At 72.5% G+C, this 19,668-nt stretch carries 5 protein-coding genes; 3 read left to right on the top strand and 2 right to left on the bottom strand.

Going from position 1 to position 19,668, the window contains the following annotated elements; genetic code table 11:
• Positions 1-45 precede the first annotated feature (45 nt).
• The gene (locus ABFX81_RS32385) at positions 46-7,440 is read right to left on the bottom strand and encodes a non-ribosomal peptide synthetase (protein WP_346139062.1); all 7,395 of its coding nucleotides are present in this window, start codon (positions 7,438-7,440) and stop codon (positions 46-48) included.
• A 328-nt stretch (positions 7,441-7,768) separates the two neighbouring features.
• Between ABFX81_RS32385 and ABFX81_RS32380 the strand changes: the two genes are divergently transcribed.
• Positions 7,769-8,551 carry a DUF899 family protein gene (locus ABFX81_RS32380; RefSeq protein ID WP_086846892.1) on the top strand — a complete coding sequence of 261 codons (783 nt, stop codon included), beginning with the start codon at positions 7,769-7,771 and terminating at the stop codon, positions 8,549-8,551.
• Positions 8,552-8,734: 183 nt separating this feature from the next.
• On the opposite strand, the gene ABFX81_RS32375 is transcribed toward ABFX81_RS32380, so the two are convergent.
• The gene (locus tag ABFX81_RS32375; RefSeq protein ID WP_086846890.1) at positions 8,735-9,274 is read right to left on the bottom strand and encodes a phenolic acid decarboxylase; all 540 of its coding nucleotides are present in this window, start codon (positions 9,272-9,274) and stop codon (positions 8,735-8,737) included.
• Positions 9,275-9,392: 118 nt separating this feature from the next.
• Between ABFX81_RS32375 and ABFX81_RS32370 the strand changes: the two genes are divergently transcribed.
• Entirely contained in the window at positions 9,393-17,948 is an 8,556-nt protein-coding gene (locus ABFX81_RS32370) for an SDR family NAD(P)-dependent oxidoreductase (protein ID WP_346139061.1), read from the top strand.
• Positions 17,945-19,438: a tryptophan 7-halogenase gene (locus ABFX81_RS32365; protein WP_086852963.1), complete on the top strand. Its 1,494-nt coding sequence runs from the start codon at positions 17,945-17,947 to the stop codon at positions 19,436-19,438. The genes ABFX81_RS32370 and ABFX81_RS32365 overlap by 4 nt, the downstream gene beginning before the upstream one ends.
• Positions 19,439-19,668: the final 230 nt, after the last annotated feature.

Genomic DNA, 19,668 nt, shown 5'->3' with positions numbered 1-19,668 from the left:
GTCGTCGGGCGGTCGCCCGGGGGACTTTCGAGCAAGGCCATCGCGTCAGTCACTGCTCTCCATGAAGCTCCAGTAGCCGGAGATCGCGGCATCGCCGATCTCGGGGATCACCACGCCCAGTTTCCGCAGCCGCCGGACCGTCCTGTCGTTCCCGAACTCCAGGGTCGGCCCCTGTGCGGCCTGCTCCTTCCCGGCATGCTCCTCCAGGTAGGCCTGGTAGGGCAGGATCGGCAGCTCCTGTCCCCGTTCGGTCGCGCGACGCAGGCGTCGCAGCCAGTCGGTCAGCGGGAGTTGTTCCGAGCGCGTCCCGTGCGTGCGGTCGTAGGCGGCCATGAAGGCGCCCGGTCCGATCCTGCGCGTGTCGTGAAGGTGGTGGACGCGGCCGGTCCCGTCGCTGTCGCGCAGCAGCTCCACGAGAGCGGCGGCGAGGACGTCGACGGGCAGCAGGGTCTCCTCCAGTGCGGGATCCACCGGATGACAGCCGAGCGCCGCGCAGCTGGTGAGCAGCCGGGAGAACATGTCGTCCCGGTTGACCGCACCGGTCGAGGAATGGGCCCAGATGCGGCCGAGGCGGTGGATGCCACCGCCGGCTCCCCGCTCGAAGGCACGCTCCACCAGCCGGTCGGCCACCCACTTGCTCGCCGCATAGCCCTTCCCGAACGGGTGCCGTTCACCGTCGATCGGCGAGTCTTCCGTGACCAGCCGGGACTCCTGGCCGGGTCGGAACACTCCGAGGGTGGAGAGGTGGTGGAACGCCTTCGGACGGCCTTCGCCCGCCAGGTGCAGCAGGGTCCGGGTGCCCTCCACGTTGGCGGGCTTCAGCCGTGCGTAGGGCGAGAGGTGGTGGACGTACGCGCCGCTGTGGACGATCGTGTCGATCGTCTCGCGCAGCCGCGCCCAGTGTGTCCGGCCGATACCGAGACCGGCGGCGGCCAGGTCCCCGCGCACGATGTGCAGGCGTGGATCGTCCACCGTCGCCGTGATGCCGTAGGTCCGCAGGACTCCGGCCAGCCGCTCGCGCGCCTCGGCGTCGGTCCGCGCGCGGACGAGGCAGTGCACATGTGCGGTTGTCCTCCGCAGGAGTTCGGACAGGAGGAAGGCTCCGACGAATCCGGTGGCTCCGGTCAGCAGGACCTCGCGTGGGTCACCGGCTCGCCGGGGGTCGGAGGTGACGCGCGGGGCGGGGGCGAAGCGCAGGGCGGGAGCGAGTTTCGCCTCTGTGTCGGGCACCCACGACGTCGTGGTGTCCGGGCCGCCCGCACGGAGACGCCTGGCCAGGCCCGCGGGGGTCGGTGCCTCCAGGAGCGCCGACAGGCTGAAGGGGACGGCCAGGGTCTCGCCGATCCGGCTCGCCAGGCGGGTGGCTAGCAGGGAGTGGCCGCCCAGGGCGAAGAAGTCGTCGTCGACGCCGACCGCGGGCACGGCCAGTACCTCGGCGAACAGGTCGCACAGGGCCCGCTCCTCGGAGGTGTCGGGGGCACGGCCGCCGCCGGCGCCGGTGGTGAAGTCCGGCGCGGGGAGGGCACGGCGGTCGAGCTTGCCGTTCGAGGTCAGCGGCAGGGCGTCGAGCACCGTGAACGCGGACGGCACCATGTGGACGGGCACGCGCTCCCGGAGGAAGGACCGCAGCTCGGCCGGATCGATCCCGGTGCCGGCGACGGGTACGACGTAGGCGGCCAGGCGGGTCTCTCCGCGGTGGTCGTCGCGGGCGAGGACGGCCGCGTGGGCGACCCGGGGGTGCGAGGAGAGGACGGACTCGATCTCACCGGGTTCGATGCGGTGGCCGCGGATCTTGACCTGGTCGTCCGCCCGCCCGGCGAAGACGAGTTGTCCGTCGCGGCGCCATCGGGCCCGGTCGCCGGTGCGGTACATCCTCGCCCCCGGCGGGCCGTAAGGATCGGCGACGAACCGCTGGGCCGTCAGGCCCGGGCGGCGCAGATAACCGCGCGCCAGTCCGGCGCCGGCCACGTACAGCTCGCCGGTCACCCCGGGCGGCACCGGTCGCAGCGCCGCGTCCAGGACGTACGCGCGGGTGCCGGGGACCGGCCGGCCGAGGACCGGGTGCGCGGCGGCGTCGAGCCGCGCCTGGAGCGAGTCGACGGTGCACTCGGTCGGCCCGTACATGTTGTGGGCCGCCAGCCCGTCCACCGCCCGCAGTTCTCTCCAGAGCCGGTCCGGCAGCTCCTCGCCGCCGAGCACGGCCACGCTCGGTCGCCATCGCCGCTCGGTGAACAGGCCGCGGTCGTACAGGACGCGCATGTACGAGGGCGTGACGTCGACCGAGTCGATCCGGCGCTGGATCAGCCAGGCCATGAACCGGTCGGCATCCACCCAGGTGGCGGCGTCGGGCACATGCAGCTCGTGACCGGCCGTCAGGGCGGCGAGCTGGCTCCACGAGGCGTCGAAGGACACCGAGGCGGTCAGCGCGACCCGCAGACGCCGGTTTCCGAGGCGTTCGGCCGCCGGTCCGAAGACCTGGCCCCCGTACTGGGCCGCGACGTTGACCAGGCTCGCGTGGCACGCGACGACACCCTTGGGCACCCCGGTCGATCCCGAGGTGTAGATCACGTAGGCCGGATGGTCGGGCGACAGCCGGGTCACCGGATCACTGTCCGGCAGGCCGTTCACCTCTTCCGCGGTCTCCGGCGCGTCCAGCAGCAGGGACGGAGTACCCGGAATCCGGGCGGTGGTGGTGTTCGCGAGCAGCAGCGCGGGCCGTGCGTCCTCGGCCATGGCCGCGAGACGCGGGGCCGGGTACTCCGGGTCGAGCGGCAGGTAGGCGGCCCCCGCCTTGAGCACGGCGAGCACGGCCACGACGAGATCGTGCGAGCGGGGCAGGGCGAGGGCGACCACGTCCTCCGGGCCGACGCCGCGGGCGCCCAGTGCGTGAGCGAGCCGGTTCGCCCGCGCGTTCAACTCCCCGTATGTCAGGGTGGCGCCGTCCGCCACGACGGCGACCGCGTCGGGCGTGGCACGCACCTGTGCCTGGAAGAGCTCCGGAATCGTGCCCTCCGCCACGGGCCGGCCGGTGTCGCCGAGGAGGTCGCGGCGTTCGCTGCCGGACAGGACGTCGATGCGGCTGATCGGTCGGTCCGGGTCCCGGACGACCGCTTCCAGCAGGCGCACCCAGCGTGCCGCGAGGTCCTCGACCGTGCCGTGGTCGAACAGGTCGGTGGCGTAGTCGACGGTGCCGTCCAGGCCGAGGCAATCGCCCTGCGCGGAGCGCTTCTCGTAGACGCCGATGTCCAGGTCGAACTTGGCGGTCCCGGTCGGCACCGGCATTCTGGAGCTCTCCAGTCCCGGCAGCCCGAACACCGCGGCCTCGTCGGCGTCGAGGGAGAGCGCGACCTGGAACAGCGGGTGGCGGGCTGGTGACCGGGTCGGGTTCAGCGCCTCCACGACCTGCTCGAACGGCGCCTCCTGGTGCGCGTAGGCGGCCAGTGCGGCGGTGCGGACACGGTCCAGCAGCCGGGTGAAGGCGGGATCGCCCGAGGTGTCGGTCCGCAGCACCAGCGTGTTGACGAAGAAGCCCACCAGGTCGTCCAGGGCCTGATCCGTACGGCCGGCGATCACGGTGCCGACCGGCACGTCGGTGCCCGCGCCCAGCTTCGTCAGCAGCGCCGCCAGTCCCGCGTGCAGCACCATGAAGAGGCTCGCGCCCGACCGGCGCGCCAGCTCGCTCAGCGCCGTGTGCAGTTCCGCGTCGATGCGCAGGCGGACCCGGGCGCCGCTGTGGGACGGGACGGCCGGGCGGGGCCGGTCGCAGGGAAGCGTGAGCTCCTCGGGGAGTCCCGCCAACGTGGTGGTCCAGTGGGACAGTTGGCGGCTGAGGAGGCTGTCGGACTCGTCGTGGTCACCCAGGAGCCGACGCTGCCACAGTGCGTAGTCGGTGTACCTGACGGGCAGTGGCTCCCAGGCCGGCTCCTCGCCGTGGCTCCTGGCTGTGTAGGCGGTCGCCAGGTCGCGGGCCAGCGGGGCCATGGACCAGCCGTCGGCGGCGATGTGGTGGACCGCGATCACCAGGACGTGCTCGGCGGGCCCCAGCGCGAACAGCTCGGCGTGCAGTGGCGTCTCGACGGCCAGGTCGAACGGGTAGCGGACGGCGTCCAGCAACCGCGCGTGCAGCGCCTCCTCGTCGTCCACCTCGGTGACGGGCAGCGGCGTACGCACCGCGGACGTGTCCAGGATGCGCTGGAAGGGCTCACCGCCGACGTCGGAGTAGACCGTGCGCAGGCTCTCGTGCCGGCCCACCACATCCCCCAGCGCGCGCTCCAGCGCTCCTCGGTCGAGCTCGCCGGTCAGGCGCTGCACCAGGGGAATGTTGTAGGTGGCACTGGGTCCCTCGACTCGGTGCAGGAACCACAGCCGCCGCTGCGCGAACGACAGGGGGGTGAGGTCCGGCCGTTGCTGGACGGTCAGCGCCGGGCGTGCCCCGTCCGCTCGGTCCAGCCGCGCTGCCAGGAGGGCGACCGTGGGCGCCTCGAACAGCTCGCCCAGGTTCAGTTCCGCCCCGAGCACGGCGCGGATCCGGGACACCAGGCGGAGCGCCAGCAGCGAGTGCCCGCCCGCGTCGAAGAAGTTCGTGTCCACCCCGGCCCGCGGCAGGCCGAGCGCCTCCGCGAACAGCTCGCACAGCAGTTGTTCCCGCGGTGTGCGCGGTGCCCGCCCGGTCGACGGGCCGGTGTCGTCGTCCGGGTCCGGCAGGGCGTCGCGGTCGGTCTTTCCGTTCGGGGTCAGCGGCAGCTCGTCGAGCATCACGAACGCCGACGGCACCATGAAGTCGGGCAGCCGCTCGCGCAGGTGCTCACGCAGCGACTGCGGCCGGGTCCCGTTCCCGTCCGCCACGACGTAGGCGACGAGCCTGAGATCGCCCTGCTGCCGGTGGCGGCGGGCGAGCACCGCGCCCTGCGCCACGCCCGGGCACGCGATCAGCGCGGCCTCGACCTCGTCCTGCTCGATGCGGAAGCCGCGGATCTTGACCTGGCGGTCGGCGCGGCCGACGTATTCCAGCTGCCCGTCCGCCCGCCAGCGCACCACGTCACCCGTCCGGTACATCCGTGTCCCGGGAGGCCCGTACGGGTCGGCGACGAACCGCTCGGCCGTCAGCGCCGGCCGGCGCAGATAGCCGCGTGCCAGGGACACACCGGAGAGGTACAGCTCTCCGGCCGTCCCCACGGGTACGGGTTGCAGGCTGCCGTTCAGCACGTAGGCACGACTGCCGGAGTGCGGCTCCCCGATCGGCGGGGTCGTGCCGGCGGGCGGCAGCGGCCGGCTCGTGGTCACGATCGCGGTCGTTTCCGTCGGTCCGTAGACGTTCATGAAGCGACGGCCCGGAGCCCACCGCTGCACCAGCGCCGGCGGCACCGGCTCTCCGCCCACCACGAGCGTCGAAACGGCGCTGTCCCTCTCGGCCACGACCGCCAGGGCCGACGGCGGCGCGAAGGCATGGGTGATACGGGCGTCGGGGTCGGTGAGGACCGACAGCGGATCGGTTCTGGGGGCGAGTACGAGGGTCGCCCCGGTCAGCAGGCTGACGCACATCTCCCACGTGGAGGCGTCGAAGCCGGGCGAGGCCAGTTGCGAGAACCTGCTGCCGGGTGTGATCTCCAGACGCTCCGTGTGGAAGGCGACCAGGGAGGCGATGCCCGTGTGCGGCACCATCACGCCCTTGGGCCGCCCGGTCGAGCCAGACGTGTAGATGACGTACGCCGGGTGTCGCGGGTCCACGGTGATGCCGGGGTCGGTGCCCGGCTGTCCCTCCGACAGCTCGGCCACGGTCCGCGGATCGTCCAGGACGAAGGCCGGGCCGGCGTCGGCGAGCATGAACTCCCTGCGTGCCGCCGGGTATTCGGGGTCCACCGGCAGGTAGGCTGCCCCGGCCTTGAGCACGGCGAGCTCGGCCACGATCAGATCCACCGAGCGCGGCAGGACGAGGGCGACGATGTCCTCCACGCCGATCCCACGGGCCGTCAGCGCGTGCGCGAGCCGGTTCGCGCGCGCGTTCAGCTCCCCGTACGTCACGGTCATGCCGCCGGACACCACCGCGGTCGCCTCCGGTGCCCGGCGCACCTGCTCCTCGAACAGCGCCGGAATCGAGACGGCGGGCACGCCCGCGGCGGTGGCGTCCCCCATCGCGAGCAGGTCATGTCGCTCGCCGGCCGTCAGAACATCGAGCCTGCCGACCGGGAGATCGGGGTCCGAATCGGCCATGTCCGCGAGGAAGTCGAGCAACCGCCGCTGGGTTTCCGCGAGTTCGGCCGCGCCGGGCGCGCCGGGTGGTGCGTGCAGTCTCATGTGCGGACCGGAGCCGTCCCGGCGGTCCCACACCATGATCATCAGGTCGGCGGCCAGCGGGAAGGAGAGGTTGTGCGCCGTGCACGTGTGGCCCGCGAAGGAGATGTCGTAGTCGAACCCGATGAGGTTGACCATCGGCGAGAACGCCACGCCCGGACCACGGGTCAGGTCGAGGTCGCGGTGCAGGTCCTCGGCGCGGTAGCGCTGGTGCTCCACCGCTTCGCGCATCCGCTCGTCGACCTGGGCGAGCAGCTCCCGCAGCGGCATGTCGGGCCGGACGGTGAGGCGTACGGGAACGCTGTTGGCCAGCATCCCCGGCGTGGCACGGGAGGCCTCCCCCACCCGACCGGCCACGGTCAGGCCGACCACGACGTCCCGCGCGCCCGTCAGACGATGCGCGTACAGCGCCACGGCGGCGAACACGAAACGGAAGCGGGAGACTCCCGCGCGCGCGGCCGCCGCCTTCAGCACCTGCGGGCGCGGCAGCGGAAGCAGGTCCGTCCGCGGAACGGGCCCGTGCGCCGAATCGGTGGGGGACGCCGCTTGCGGGCGCGTCCATCCCGCCAGCTCCCGCATCCAGTACGCACGATCCTCGGCACGCTCCCGGGACTCGCGGTAGTCCCGGTCGGCCTGGACCAGCGCGGACAACGGGCCGAAGGGACAGGGGCCGGCCTCGTCCCCCAGGGCCAGGGCCGTGTAGACCTCGGCGACCCGCCGGGCCACGAGCGCGTAGCCGAAGGCGTCCACGGCGGCGTGGTGGTAGGTGTGGTACCACCAGAACCGGTCAGGGGCCAGCCGGACCAGCGCGTAGCTGAACAGTGGTCCGGAGGCCAGGTCCATGGGCCGGGCCAGGTCGGCGGTGATCCACGCGCGGCCGGCCGCCTCCGGGTCGGGCTCGTCGCAGACGTCGACGAACGAGAGCGACCAGGGCAGTTCGCGCTCCAGGATCTGCACCGGGCCGTCTTCGCCGGGCACGAGGCGTACCCGCAGCGCGTCGGTCTCGGCGACGACCTGACGCAGTGCCGCCTCGAAGAGGGGTGGATCGACCGGTCCGTGGATCTCCAGGTACTCGCCCAGGCGCAAGGCCGGGCTCACGTCCGGGGAGTGCTGCTCGGCGAGCCAGACCTCGCGCTGTCCCGCGGTCACCGGAAGGATCTCCGTCGGCGTATCAGGTGTCTGGTCCGGGGTCTGCGTCTGGTCATCGACATGCTGTGCGGGAAGCTGACGACGGGACAACGAGGAACCTCCTGTGGTGCCGGCGCCCCCTGATCACGACCGGCCTTCGCAGATCACTCATCGTGACAGCTACCAGGGCATTTCCCGCGTCCGGAGCAAAATAGCCACCCGAAGGAATGACGGGCCGCGCGCTACGCGCCAGTGCCGCGATGAGTTCCGGCCGCGTCTTGAGTCTGTTCTGGTGAGCGTCGTACGACGCCGTACGACGCTGCCCCGCACGAGCCACCCGGAGGACGCCATGGCCACCACGCCGAGTGACCCCACCACCGCACGGCGCGGCCGTCCGCCCGTCGCCGACCTGGCCACCTGGCAGGCCGCGCGGGACGAGCTCCTGGTCCGCGAGAAGGCCCACACCCGCGAGGGCGACGCCCTCGCCGCGGCCCGCCGCCGGCTGCCGATGGTGGAGTTCGACGGGACGGTCGAGGTCGTCGGGCCCGACGGGCCGGTCCCGTTCCTCGACCTGTTCCAGGGCCGCGACGAGCTCGTGGTCTACAAGCACATGTGGTACGACGGCGCGCCGCACCAGGGGCAGTGCGAGGGCTGTACCACCACGGCCTGGCATCTGAAGGACGCCGTCTACCTCAACGCCCGCGGCGTCTCGTTCGCCGTCCTGACCACGGGCCGGTGGGCGGAGGTGGCCTCCTACGTCGAGTTCATGGGCTACACGCAGCCCTGGTACTCGGTGCGCGACGTCGACGCGCCGGTCGGGGGCGACATGGGTTACCTCACCTGCTTCCTGCGCGACGGCGACCGCGTGTTCCTCACCTACTCCACGACGGGCCGTGGCAACGAGCGGGTCAACGGCTCCCTCGGCCTGCTCGACATGACGCCCTACGGCCGCGGCGAGGCGTGGGAGGACAACCCCGAGGGCCGGCCCGAGGGGCGCGGCCCGTGCTGGTCCTGGCGCTCGGACGCGGACGGTAACCCCACCTGGGGTCCGACCAGCCGCCCCGTACCGCAGTGGACGCGCCCCGGCGCGACCCCCGTGGAGACCCTCGGTCGGCACGGCCACCACCACTGAGGCGGGTTCACCTCGGCGGCGACGGCCTCCTCGTCCTGATCTAGGCCAGGTCTGATCCGAGCGCGAGCGCGCCAGGACTTCCCGGGCGGCGCGCTCCTCCTCGCGTGTGACGTGGTGACGGGGAAGCCGACCCGTTCGCCTCAGTCAGTCGGTGCGGCTTCGGTCAGTCGGTGCGGGCCTCGGTCAGTTGGTGCGGTCGGACCAGCCCTGCGGCAGGTCTCCGGGGGCCGTGGCGATGACCGTCTCGTCGTCGGGGCCCACGTATTCGAAGAGGGTGATCTCCGCGAACTCCGGGACTACGTAGACCGGATAGGTCGGGCCCTCGTCGCGGTACCTGCGCATCTCGTCGAGGTGGTCGTTCTGGTAGAGGACGGTGAGCTCGCCGTGTTCCTCGACCCAGCGCGGGAAGAAGATCACGCCGTGCAGGCGGCGCTTGCCCGGCATGACGTTGACGGAGACCGACGTGCCGGTGGGCTCGTTCCAGGAGACCTTGTAGTGGTCGTCGTCCAGCTGGACGAGGTCGACCCGCTGGTCCTTGACCCAGCGGCCGCCCACCATGCCGGAGTGGATCCGGTAGTCGATCGTGGTCGGGTTCTTCACGTACATCTCGTACTGCCAGCCGTTGGCGTACGTGTAGATGAAGCGGTGGCCGACGATCCCGGAGAGCTCCTGCTCGGGGACAGGACTCCGGACGGTGGTCACGTGTGCTCCGTTGACGGCCATGGTGGTACCTCCTTGCTGCCGTAGGCCGCTGCGGCGGGTCGTACGGGTAGCCCCCTCGACGGTCGGCAACCTCTACGCTCAACATCATTACGGCCCGATGGACGTGGAAGGCGGAGACATGAGGCGTAACGAGCTCGTCCGGCCGGTGCCGGAGCACTTACGGCGGCACGCCGAGGTGGCCGCGCACCGGGTCGCCTACTCCGACTCCGCGCGGAGCGTCACCTACGCCGAGTTGGAGCGGCGCACGCGCTCGCTGGCCGGATACCTCACCCGGACAGGACTGCGCCGCGGCGACCGCGTCGCGATCTGCCTCGGCAACTGCGTGGAGATGGTGGAGAGCTGCCTCGCCGTCCTGCGGGCCGGGATGGTCGGCGTGCCGCTCAATCCACGGTCCTCCGACAGCGAGCTGGCCCACTTCCTCCAGGACAGCGGTGCCGCGTTCGTCATCACGGACGCCCCGCACCTCGCACAGTTACGACGCCTGGGACCGTCGTACGACCGCCTGGGTGTCCTGGTCACCGGGAGAGGCCCGGTGCCGGAGGGCGCCCAGCTGTTTCGGAGGGCGGCCGAGAGCGACGGGCCCGCGGAGATCGACATGCTCGGCCTCGACGATCCGGCCTGGATGCTCTACACCTCCGGCACCACGCACCGGCCCAAGGGCGTGCTGTCCACGCAGCGGGCCGCGCTGTGGTCCGTGGCCGCCTGCTACGCCCCGATCTTCGGCCTCTCGCCCGACGACCGGCTGCTCTGGCCGCTACCGCTCTTCCACAGCTTCAGCCACTCGCTGGCGATCCTGGGCGTGACGGCCGTGGGGGCGAGCGCCCGGATCGCCGGTGAACTGCTGCCGCCGGGCGGTCTGCGGCGGGAGTTGCGCACCGCGCACGCGGGGCTCGGCGGGCCCTTCACCATGATGGCCGGCGTGCCCGCGACGTATCACCACATGCTCGACTCGGACGGCGAGACCGCGCCGGCACTGCGGATGTGCGTCGTGGCCGGGGCCCCGAGCGGCCCCGCACTGCGCGCGGCCGTGGAGGAGACCCTCGGGGCGCCGCTGCTGGACGCGTACGGCAGTACCGAGACCTGCGGCATGATCGCGGTGAACCGTCCCGGGGGGCCCAGGGTCGACGGTTCCTGCGGTCCGCCCGTTCCCGGCATGGACGTGCGCGTCGTCGACCCGGGGAGCGGCGAGACCGTCCCGGACGGCGCCGAGGGCGAGGTCTGGGTGCGGGGGCCGAGCCTGATGACCGGGTACCACGAGCAGCCCGAGGCGACGGCGGCCGCGCTGCGGGGCGGCTGGTACCGCACCGGCGACCTCGGCCGCCGCGTCGAGCACGGCCATCTCCGGCTCACCGGCCGGGTCAGTGAGCTGATCATCCGCGGCGGCGAGAACATCCACCCGACGGAGATCGAGCAGGTCCTGGCGCAGTGTCCCGGCGTGTCCGAGGCCGTGGTCGTGGGTGTGCCGCACGACGTGCTCGGCGAGGTGCCGGTCGCCTTCGTCGTACCGGGTCCGGACGGGATCGACGCACGGCAGGTGCTCGCCGAGTGCCGGACCCGGCTGGCCGACTACAAGGTGCCGACCGAGATCCGCGAGATCGCCGCCGTCCCGCGCACCGCGTCCGGCAAGATCGCCCGGCATCAGCTGGTCGCCCCCGCCCCGGCCGCGGCCGACGCCGCGGGTACCAGCCTGCGTGAGCGGCTCCTGCCCCTCTCGCGCGCCGGCCAGGAGCGCGCGCTACGCGAAACGGTGCTCAGCGAAACGGCCGAGGTCTGCCGGCACACCCCGGGCGATCCGCCCGGCGCGGACAGCCCGTTCGTCGACCTCGGCATGACATCGGTCGGCGTCGTCGAACTGGTGGACCGGCTCGCCGCGCAGACCGGTCTGAGCCTGCCGTCGACGCTGGTCTTCGACCACCCGACGCCGGCCGAGGTGGCCCGCTACCTGCGCACGGCGCTCTTCGAGCGCGAGCCCGTACGGCGGCCGCAGGCATACGGCGGACAGGCCCCGTCCGCCGAGGACGATCCCGTCGCCATCGTCGCCATGGGCTGCCGGTATCCCGGTGACGTCAACTCTGCTGAGGACTTGTGGGAGTTGGTGTCGCGGGGACGGGACGCCATCTCGGAGTTCCCGGCCGACCGCGGCTGGGACCTGGACGCCCTCTACGACTCCGATCCCGACCGGATCGGCACGTCGTACACGCGACACGGCGGATTCCTGCACCGGGCCGCGGAGTTCGACGCCGGGCTGTTCGGGATCTCGCCGCGCGAGGCACTCGCGATGGATCCGCAGCAGCGGCTGCTCCTGGAGACGTCCTGGGAGGTGTGGGAGCGGGCCGGGATCGACCCGGCGTCGGTGCGCGAGAGCGACACCGGCGTGTTCGTGGGCGTGATGTACGCCGACTACTCCGCCCGCTTCACCGGCTACCACGAGCTGGAGGCGCACCTGGGGCTGGGCTCGGCGGGCAGCGTGGCCTCCGGGCGGATCTCGTACGTGTACGGCCTGCGCGGTCCCGCGATCACGGTCGACACCGCGTGCTCCTCCTCGCTGGTGGCGCTGCACTGGGCGGCGCGGGCACTGCGCTCCGGCGAGTGCTCGCTGGCCCTGGCCGGCGGGGTCACGGTGATGGCGACGCCCAAGCCGTTCCTGGCGTTCAGTCGGCAGCGCGGGCTGTCGCCGGACGGGCGCTGCAAGTCGTTCTCGGCGGCGGCCGACGGTACGGCCTGGGGCGAGGGTGTGGGCCTCGTCCTTCTGGAGCGGTTGTCCGACGCTCGGCGCAACGGCCATCCGGTCCTGGCGGTTCTCCGCGGCTCCGCCGTGAACTCCGACGGCGCGTCCAACGGGCTCGCCGCGCCCCACGGGCCGGCACAGCGGCGGCTGATCACACGGGCGCTGGCGGACGCAGGGCTGCGCCCCGGTGACGTGGACGTGGTGGAGGCCCACGGTACGGGCACGCGGCTGGGCGACCCCATCGAGGCGCAGGCCCTCCTGGCCACATACGGACAGGGCCGGGAGCAGCCGCTGTGGCTGGGATCGGTCAAGTCCAACCTGGGACACACGCAGGCGGCGGCCGGTGTCGCCGGGGTCATCAAGATGGTGCAGGCCATGCGGCACGGCGAACTGCCCCGAACGCTGCACGCCGACTCGCCGACACCGCACGTCGACTGGTCCGCCGGCCGCGTGGAACTGCTGACCACCCCACGGCCCTGGCCGGCCTCGGACCGGCCCAGGAGGGCGGGGGTCTCGGCCTTCGGGATCGGCGGGACCAACGCGCATGTGGTTCTGGAAGAGGCGCCGGAGAAGGGAAGTGTGGCCTCACGGGGGTCGGCGGTCTCTCCGGAGGCGGCAGACCCGCGGGAGGCCGCGGGCTCGCCGGAAGCGGTGGGCTCCACGGAGTCGTCGGGCTCCACGGAGACGGCAGACTCGCAGGAGGCGGCGGACTCGCCGGAAACGGTGGGCTCCACGGAGACGGCGGGCTCCACGGAGACGGCAGACTCGCAGGAGGCGGCGGACTCGCCGGAAGCGGTGGGCTCCACGGAGTCGTCGGGCTCCACGGAGACGGCAGACTCGCAGGAGGCGGCGGGCTCCACGGAGACGGCAGACTCGCAGGAGGCGGCGGACTCGCCGGAAACGGTGGGCTCCACGGAGACGGCGGGCTCCACGGAGACGGCAGACTCCCCGGAAGTGGCAGACTCGCAGGAGGCCACGGGCTGGCCGGAAGCCGTGGGCTCCACGGAGACGGCGGGCTTCACTTCGATCTCCCAGGAAGCGGCGATCTCCCAGGATGCGACGGGCTCCCCGGATGTGGCGCGCTCCCGGAAGACACCCGCGGCTCCGCCCTTTCCGTGGCTGCTCTCCGCCGCCGACGAAACCGCCCTGCGCGCCCAGGCCCGACGGCTCGCGGCCGAGGCGGTGAACCGGCCGGGCCTGTCCCCCACCGACGTCGCCTACTCGTTGGCGGTGTCGCGCTCCACCCTCACCCATCGCGCACTCGTCCCCGCCGGTGACCGGACCCGCATGCTGAACGCGCTGAACGCGTTCGCGCAGGGCCGGGATGCACCGGGAGTCGTTCGAGGACTTGCGGACCCGGAGGTCCGTACGGCCTTCCTGTTCACCGGACAAGGCGCCCAGCGCCACCGGATGGGCGCCGAACTGCGCGCCGCCTTCCCCGTCTTCGCCGACGCCTTCGACGAGGTCTGCGGGCACTTGGACGACCGTCTCCCCCGGCCGCTGAGAGAGGTGTTGTCCGCCGAGCCGGGCTCGCCGGAAGCGGCTCTGGTCGACCGTACGGACTTCACCCAGGCCGGACTGTTCGCCTTCGAGGTGGCGTTGTTCCGGCTGCTCGAGTCGTGGGGCGTGCGAGCCGACCGCCTCGTGGGCCACTCCGTCGGCGAGCTGACGGCCGCGCACGTCGCCGGCGTACTCGATCTGCCCGACGCTGCCGCGCTCGTCGCCGCACGCGGCCGGCTGATGCAGGCCTTGCCCGACGGTGGAGCGATGGTGGCGTTGGACGGGACCGAAGAGGAAGTCGTCGCGGCGCTGGCGAAGTCCGAGGCGCAGGCGGCGGACATGGCCGTCGCGTCCGTCAACGGGCCCCGTTCGGTGGTGATCTCGGGCGCTGAGGACGCGGTGCTCGCGGTCGCGGCCGACTTCGAGGCGCGTGGGCGCAGGGCCGTACGACTGCGGGTGAGTCACGCTTTCCACTCGCCTCTGGTGGCGCCGATGCTCGGAGAATTCCTCTCCATAGCACGAGAGTTGAACTTCCGGCCGCCGCGCATACCGATCGTCTCCACCGTGACGGGCCGAGTCGCCGAGCCGTCGGAACTGTGCTCGCCCGACTACTGGGCCCGGCACGCCCGGATGCCCGTGCGCTTCGCCGACGCCGTGCGCCGGCTGGCGGACGACGGGGTCTCCGCCTACCTGGAGCTCGGTCCCGGACCCGTTCTCACCGCGGCTGCCACCGACTGTCTGGCCGACGCGCCCACGAGGGGCCCCGTTCTCGCCGTGGCCACACGAGGCGGTGCGTACGAACCGGAGACGCTCCTGTCGGCCGTGGCGCGGCTGCACGTTGCCGGGGCCGCGGTCGACTGGGCGGCGGTGTACGCGGGTTCCGGCGCGCGCCGCGTGGACCTGCCGACGTACGCCTTCCAGCGGCAGCGTTACTGGCTGGACGCGCCGCGGCCGACAGCGACCGGCGCCGGTGCCTTGCTGGGCCCGGCGTTCCCGGTGCCGGGCACCGAGCGGACGCTGCTGACCGGGGTGTTGTCCCTCGCGGCCCACCCGTGGCTCGCCGACCATGTCGTCGCCGGGAGGGTCGTCGTGCCGGCGACGGTGTTCGTGGAGATGGCCTTGCGGGCGGGCGAGGAGGTGGGCTGCGACGCGGTCGACGAACTCGTGATGCTGTCGCCGCTCGCCCTGCGCGGTTCCGCGGGGGTGCGGGTACAGGTCGTGGTGGGTGCGCGGGACGACGACTCGGGTCGGCGGCCCGTCGACGTCTACTCCCGACCGGACGAGCCGGAGAAGCCGGAGGAGTCCGCCGAGGACGCCTCGTGGATCCGGAATGCCTCCGGGCAACTGGGCCGAGGTCGTCGCACCGTACATGACGACCAGACCCGGCAGGACGAACTGACCCACTGGCCGCCTGAGGGCGCCGAGGCGGTGGACCTCACCGGCGCGTACGCCGCCCTCGCCGACGCCGGGCTCGCCTACGGGCCTGCCTTCCAGGGGGTCGGCGCGGTCTGGCGGCGCGGCGACGACGTCTTCGCGGAGGTCCGGCTGCCCGCCTCGCACACATCGGAAGCGGGCCGCTTCGGACTCCACCCGGCGCTGTTCGACGCCGCGTTGCACGCGCCGCTGCTGTCCGGGTCCACCGACACGAGCACGGTCCGGGTGCCGTTCGCGTGGAGCGGGGTGAGCCTGTATGCCTCGGGAGCCACGGAGTTGCGGGTCAGGGTGACCTCGTCGGGCCCGGACACGGTCTCGGTGTCCCTCGCCGACCCGTCGGGCCGGCTCGTGGCACGCGTGGACTCGCTGGCCACCCGGGAGCTCCCGGCCGACCGGGCAGACACGACGGAGGACATCGTACGAAAGGCCCTGCTGTACCCGGAGTGGGCCGCCCTCCACCTCCCCGGAGACGGCTCCGGTGACGCCCGTGAGCGCGCCTGGACGCTGCACGGGCCGGACGAGCTGAACCTCGCCGAGTTCCTGCCCGGCGGCGTGAATCCCGAAGTCGTCGCCGTCACCGCCATCGCCCGTGGGTCCGATCCGCTCTCCGCCACTCACGAGCTGACGGGCCGCGTACTCAAGACGCTCCAGGACTGGCAGGACGATCCGGGCACGGCGGGCTCACGGCTGGTCGTGGTGACGCGGGACGCCACCGGGCCGGTGCCGGACCTGGCGGGCGCGGCGGTCTGGGGGCTGGTGCGGACGGCGCAGTCGGAGCTGCCCGGTCGTGTCGTCCTGGTGGATGTCGACGGGCGGCCCGAGTCGCTTCGGGTGCTGCCGTCGGCCGTCGCCACCGGTGAGCCGCAACTCCGGGTGCGGGGCGGACGGGTGACGGTTCCGCGACTGGCCGCCGCCGGAGGTACCTCTGGCGCGGGGGCTGCCTTCGACACGGAGGGCACGGTTCTGATCACCGGAGGCACGGGCGCGCTGGGCGCGGAGCTGGCACGCCACCTCGTCGCCGAACACGGCGTACGGCATCTGCTGCTGACCGGACGCCGTGGTCCGCAGGCACCCGGAGCGGCGGAACTGCGCGGCGATCTGGAGGAGTTGGGGGCACGGGTCGGCATCGTCGCCTGTGACGCGGCCGACCGTGCCGCGCTGGCCGAGGTGATCGAGCGCTGCGAGCCGCCACTGACCGCTGTGGTGCACGCCGCCGGGATCCTGGACGACGGCGTGCTGGACTCGCTGACCCCCGAACGGATGGCGGCCGTGTTGCGTCCGAAGGCCGACGCGGCCTGGGCCCTGCACGAACTGACCCGGGACATGGATCTTTCGGCGTTCGTCCTGTTCTCGTCCGTCTCCGGACTGCTGGGCCGGCCGGGCCAGGGCAATTACGCGGCCGCGAACTCGTTCCTCGACGCCCTCGCCCACCGCCGCGCCGCCGAGGGGCTGCCCGCGCTCTCGCTGGCCTGGGGCCCGTGGGAGCACACGGGCGGCATGGCGGCGGGGCAGAACCCGCAGCGCCCGTCGCGTGAGGTGCTGGTGCCGGTGTCCACACAGCAAGGCATGGCCCTGTTCGACGCCGCGCTGCGCTCGACGGAGCCGGTCCTGGCACCGATACCGCTGGACCGGGCGGCGCTTCGATCCGGTGCGGGGTACCTGCCACCGCCGTTGCGCGGACTCGTCCGGCAATACCGGCCACCCGCCGCGACCGCGGCCTCCGGCGGCTCCGCCGGCTCCCCTGGGCAGATGCTGGAGCCGGGAGCCTGGCGGAAGCGGTTGGCCGCCATGCCCCCGGGAGAACATGAGGCGGCGCTCGTGGAGTTGCTGCGGGCCGACGTGGCGGCGGTACTCGGCTACCCACACGCCGACGCGCTCCCGGCCGGCAAGTCCCTCGCCGACCTGGGGTTCGACTCCCTCACGGCCGTGCAGATCCGCAACCGGCTGAGCATGGCGCTGAAGCTCCGGCTGTCGGCCGCGGTGGTGTTCGAGCATCGCACGGCCGAGGAACTGGCACGCCACCTGCTCGGCCTGCTGGACGGCGAACCGGCCACCGCGGCGGCCCCCGAGGCCACAAGCGCCGCCGAGGGCGCAGGGGCCACGGAGCCCGAGCGGCCCGCATACACCCTCTCGTCGCTGTTCCGATCGGTCAGTGCCGCCGGACAACCGGTGGCGGCGATGCACCTGCTCGTCACCGCGTCCTGGGCGCTGCCCACCTTCACCGCCGCTCGGGGCCGCGAGCACGCGCTGCCCCCGATCCGCCGTTCCCCCGGCCGCTCCGGCTCCGGTTCTGGCTCCGGCTCCGGAAGGCCGACGGTTGTCTACTTCCCGGCCTACCATCCGTCGCCCATGTCGGAGGGCGGAGACTTCCCCCGGTTCCACCGCGCCTTCCAGGACAACCCCGAGCCCTTGGAAGTCCTGGAGTTCCCGCACCCCGGTATCGGCGCCGGGTCCTCCATACCGCAGAACCCCGCTGCGCTGGCGCGTACGCAGGCCGAGAACGTGCTGCGGCACGTAGGGGACCGGCCCTTCGTGGTCGTAGGACGGTCGGCGGGCGGCAATGTGGCGCATCTGGTGGCGCACCAGTTGGAGAACACGGGCCGGGCACCGACCGGTCTGGTGTTGCTGGACACCTACCACATCACGCCGGACAACAGCGACAAGGACTGGCTGCTGTCCCTGGCCGCTCCACCGCCGCAGGACACCGGACAACCCCTCGTCACCGGGGACGACGACGGCACTCTGGCCGCGATCGGCGCCTACAACCGGATCTTCCTCGGCTGGTCCCCCGAGCCGATCGTCACGCCCGCGCTCCTCGTGCGCGCGCAGCGGCCCACGCCCGCCATGGCGGCCGCCGCGGACGCGGACGGCTGGCGGACGTCCTGGCCCGCGGCTCACGATGTCGTGGACGTCCCCGGAGACCATCTGACGATGATGCGGGAACACGCGGAGACAACCGTGTCAGCGATCCGCACGTGGATCGACGCCCGAACGGCGAAGGGAGTCCGGTGAGTTACACCGAGCCTACGCAGGACTTCGACGTCATCGTGGTCGGCGGCGGCCCGGCCGGGGCCACCGTCTCGGCGGCCGTCGCCCTGCACGGCCATCGCGTCCTCCTCGTCGAGAAGGAGACGTTCCCCAGGTATCAGATCGGCGAGTCCCTGCTCCCCTCCACGGTGCACGGAGTGTGCCGGATCCTCGGCGTCGAGGAGGAGATGGCGCGTGCGGGCTTCAAGCCGAAGCGCGGCGGCACGTTCCGCTGGGGCCGCAACCGGGACCCCTGGCAGTTCTCCTTCGCGTTGTCGCCCCGGCTGGCCGACCCGACGTCGTTCGCCTACCAGGTCGAGCGGTCGCGGTTCGACGCGATCCTCCTGGACAACGCCCGCCGGGTCGGCGTCGACGTACGGGAAGGCTGCCGGGTGACCGGCGTACTCGCCGACGAGGAGCGGATCCGCGGGGTGCGCTGGACCGGCCCCGACGGTGAGCCCCGTGAGGCCGCCGCCCGGTACGTCGTGGACGCCTCCGGCAACGGCAGCAGGATCCACCCGCACGTCGGCGGAAAGCGGATCTACTCCGACTTCTTCCGCAACATCGCCGTGTTCGGCTACTTCGCCGGCGGCGAGCGGCTCCCTGCACCGAACGACGGCAACATCTTCTGCGCCGCCTTCGACGAGGGCTGGCTCTGGTACATCCCCCTCCGGGACGACCTGACCAGCGTCGGAGCCGTGGTCGCCCGCGAGAACGCCGAGGCCGTCCAGCGGGACCCGGCGACCGCCTGGCGCCGCCTGATCGACGCCTGCCCGGAGGTACGCGGCTTCCTCGACGGCGTCCCACAGGCCACCGAGGCGCCCTACGACCAGGTCCGCGTCCGCAAGGACTGGTCGTACTGGAAGTCACGGCTGTGGCGGCCCGGCATGGCACTCGTCGGAGACGCGGCGTGCTTCGTCGACCCGGTACTGTCCAGCGGAGTCCATCTCGCGACCTACGGCGGGCTGCTCGCCGCCCGGTCCATCAACAGCTGCCTCGCCGGAAGCGCGGACGAGACCCGGCTGTTCGCCGAGTTCGAGGCCCGTTACCGGCACGAGTACGGCCTGTTCCACGAGTTCCTGGTCTCCTTCTACGACATGCACCAGGACGAACGGTCGTACTTCTGGAAGGCCCGCAAGGTCACCAACGTCGGCACGACGGAACTCCAGGCATTCGTCGAGCTGGTGGGCGGTCTGGCCTCCGGCGACGCGTCGCTCACCGGCGCCGGGCCCGCGGGCGAACGGCTCACCGCGGCCGCCGACGACTTCGAGCGAGCCGTGCGCCGCCTCCCCGACGCCGACGACCTGCGCAATCCCCTCTACGAGTCCGAGACCTTCCGGCAGGTGTTCCAGGAGGGAACCGTCCTACAGGAACGCGGGCTGTTCGGCGGGCCGTTGGAGTCGGAGGCGCCGCTGCGGCCCGGCGGTCTGGTGGCGTCGGAGGACGGGCTGGCCTGGGTCGAGCCCGAGCCCTAGGACTTGTCCGGCCGATCATGTGCGGAGCCAGACCTGTCACGAGTACCTGCACCGTCGGAGCCTTGTCATGCGCCGCAAGTATCTTGCGGCGCATGACAATGACTGACTATCTTGTACCGCATGACAAAGGGGCTGCCCGCTACCGGTGACCAGCGTCGTAGTCAGCTGCTGCGCGGAGTGCTCGATCTGTGCCTGCTGTCGCTGATCGCCGAACGGCCGCGTTACGGCTT

The sequence above is a fragment of the Streptomyces coeruleofuscus genome, assembly GCF_039532725.1.
Taxonomy (GTDB): domain Bacteria; phylum Actinomycetota; class Actinomycetes; order Streptomycetales; family Streptomycetaceae; genus Streptomyces; species Streptomyces coeruleofuscus.
The sequence above is the reverse complement of the archived record's forward strand: the minus strand, read 5'-3'. Positions and strand labels throughout refer to the sequence as shown.

Bases quoted from the DNA above. Each gene is read 5' to 3' on its own strand.
- ABFX81_RS32380 (WP_086846892.1), top strand. From the start codon at position 7,769: ATGGCCACCACGCCGAGTGACCCCACCACCGCACGGCGCGGCCGTCCG.
- ABFX81_RS32375 (WP_086846890.1), bottom strand. From the start codon at position 9,274: ATGGCCGTCAACGGAGCACACGTGACCACCGTCCGGAGTCCTGTCCCC.
- ABFX81_RS32370 (WP_346139061.1), top strand. From the start codon at position 9,393: ATGAGGCGTAACGAGCTCGTCCGGCCGGTGCCGGAGCACTTACGGCGG.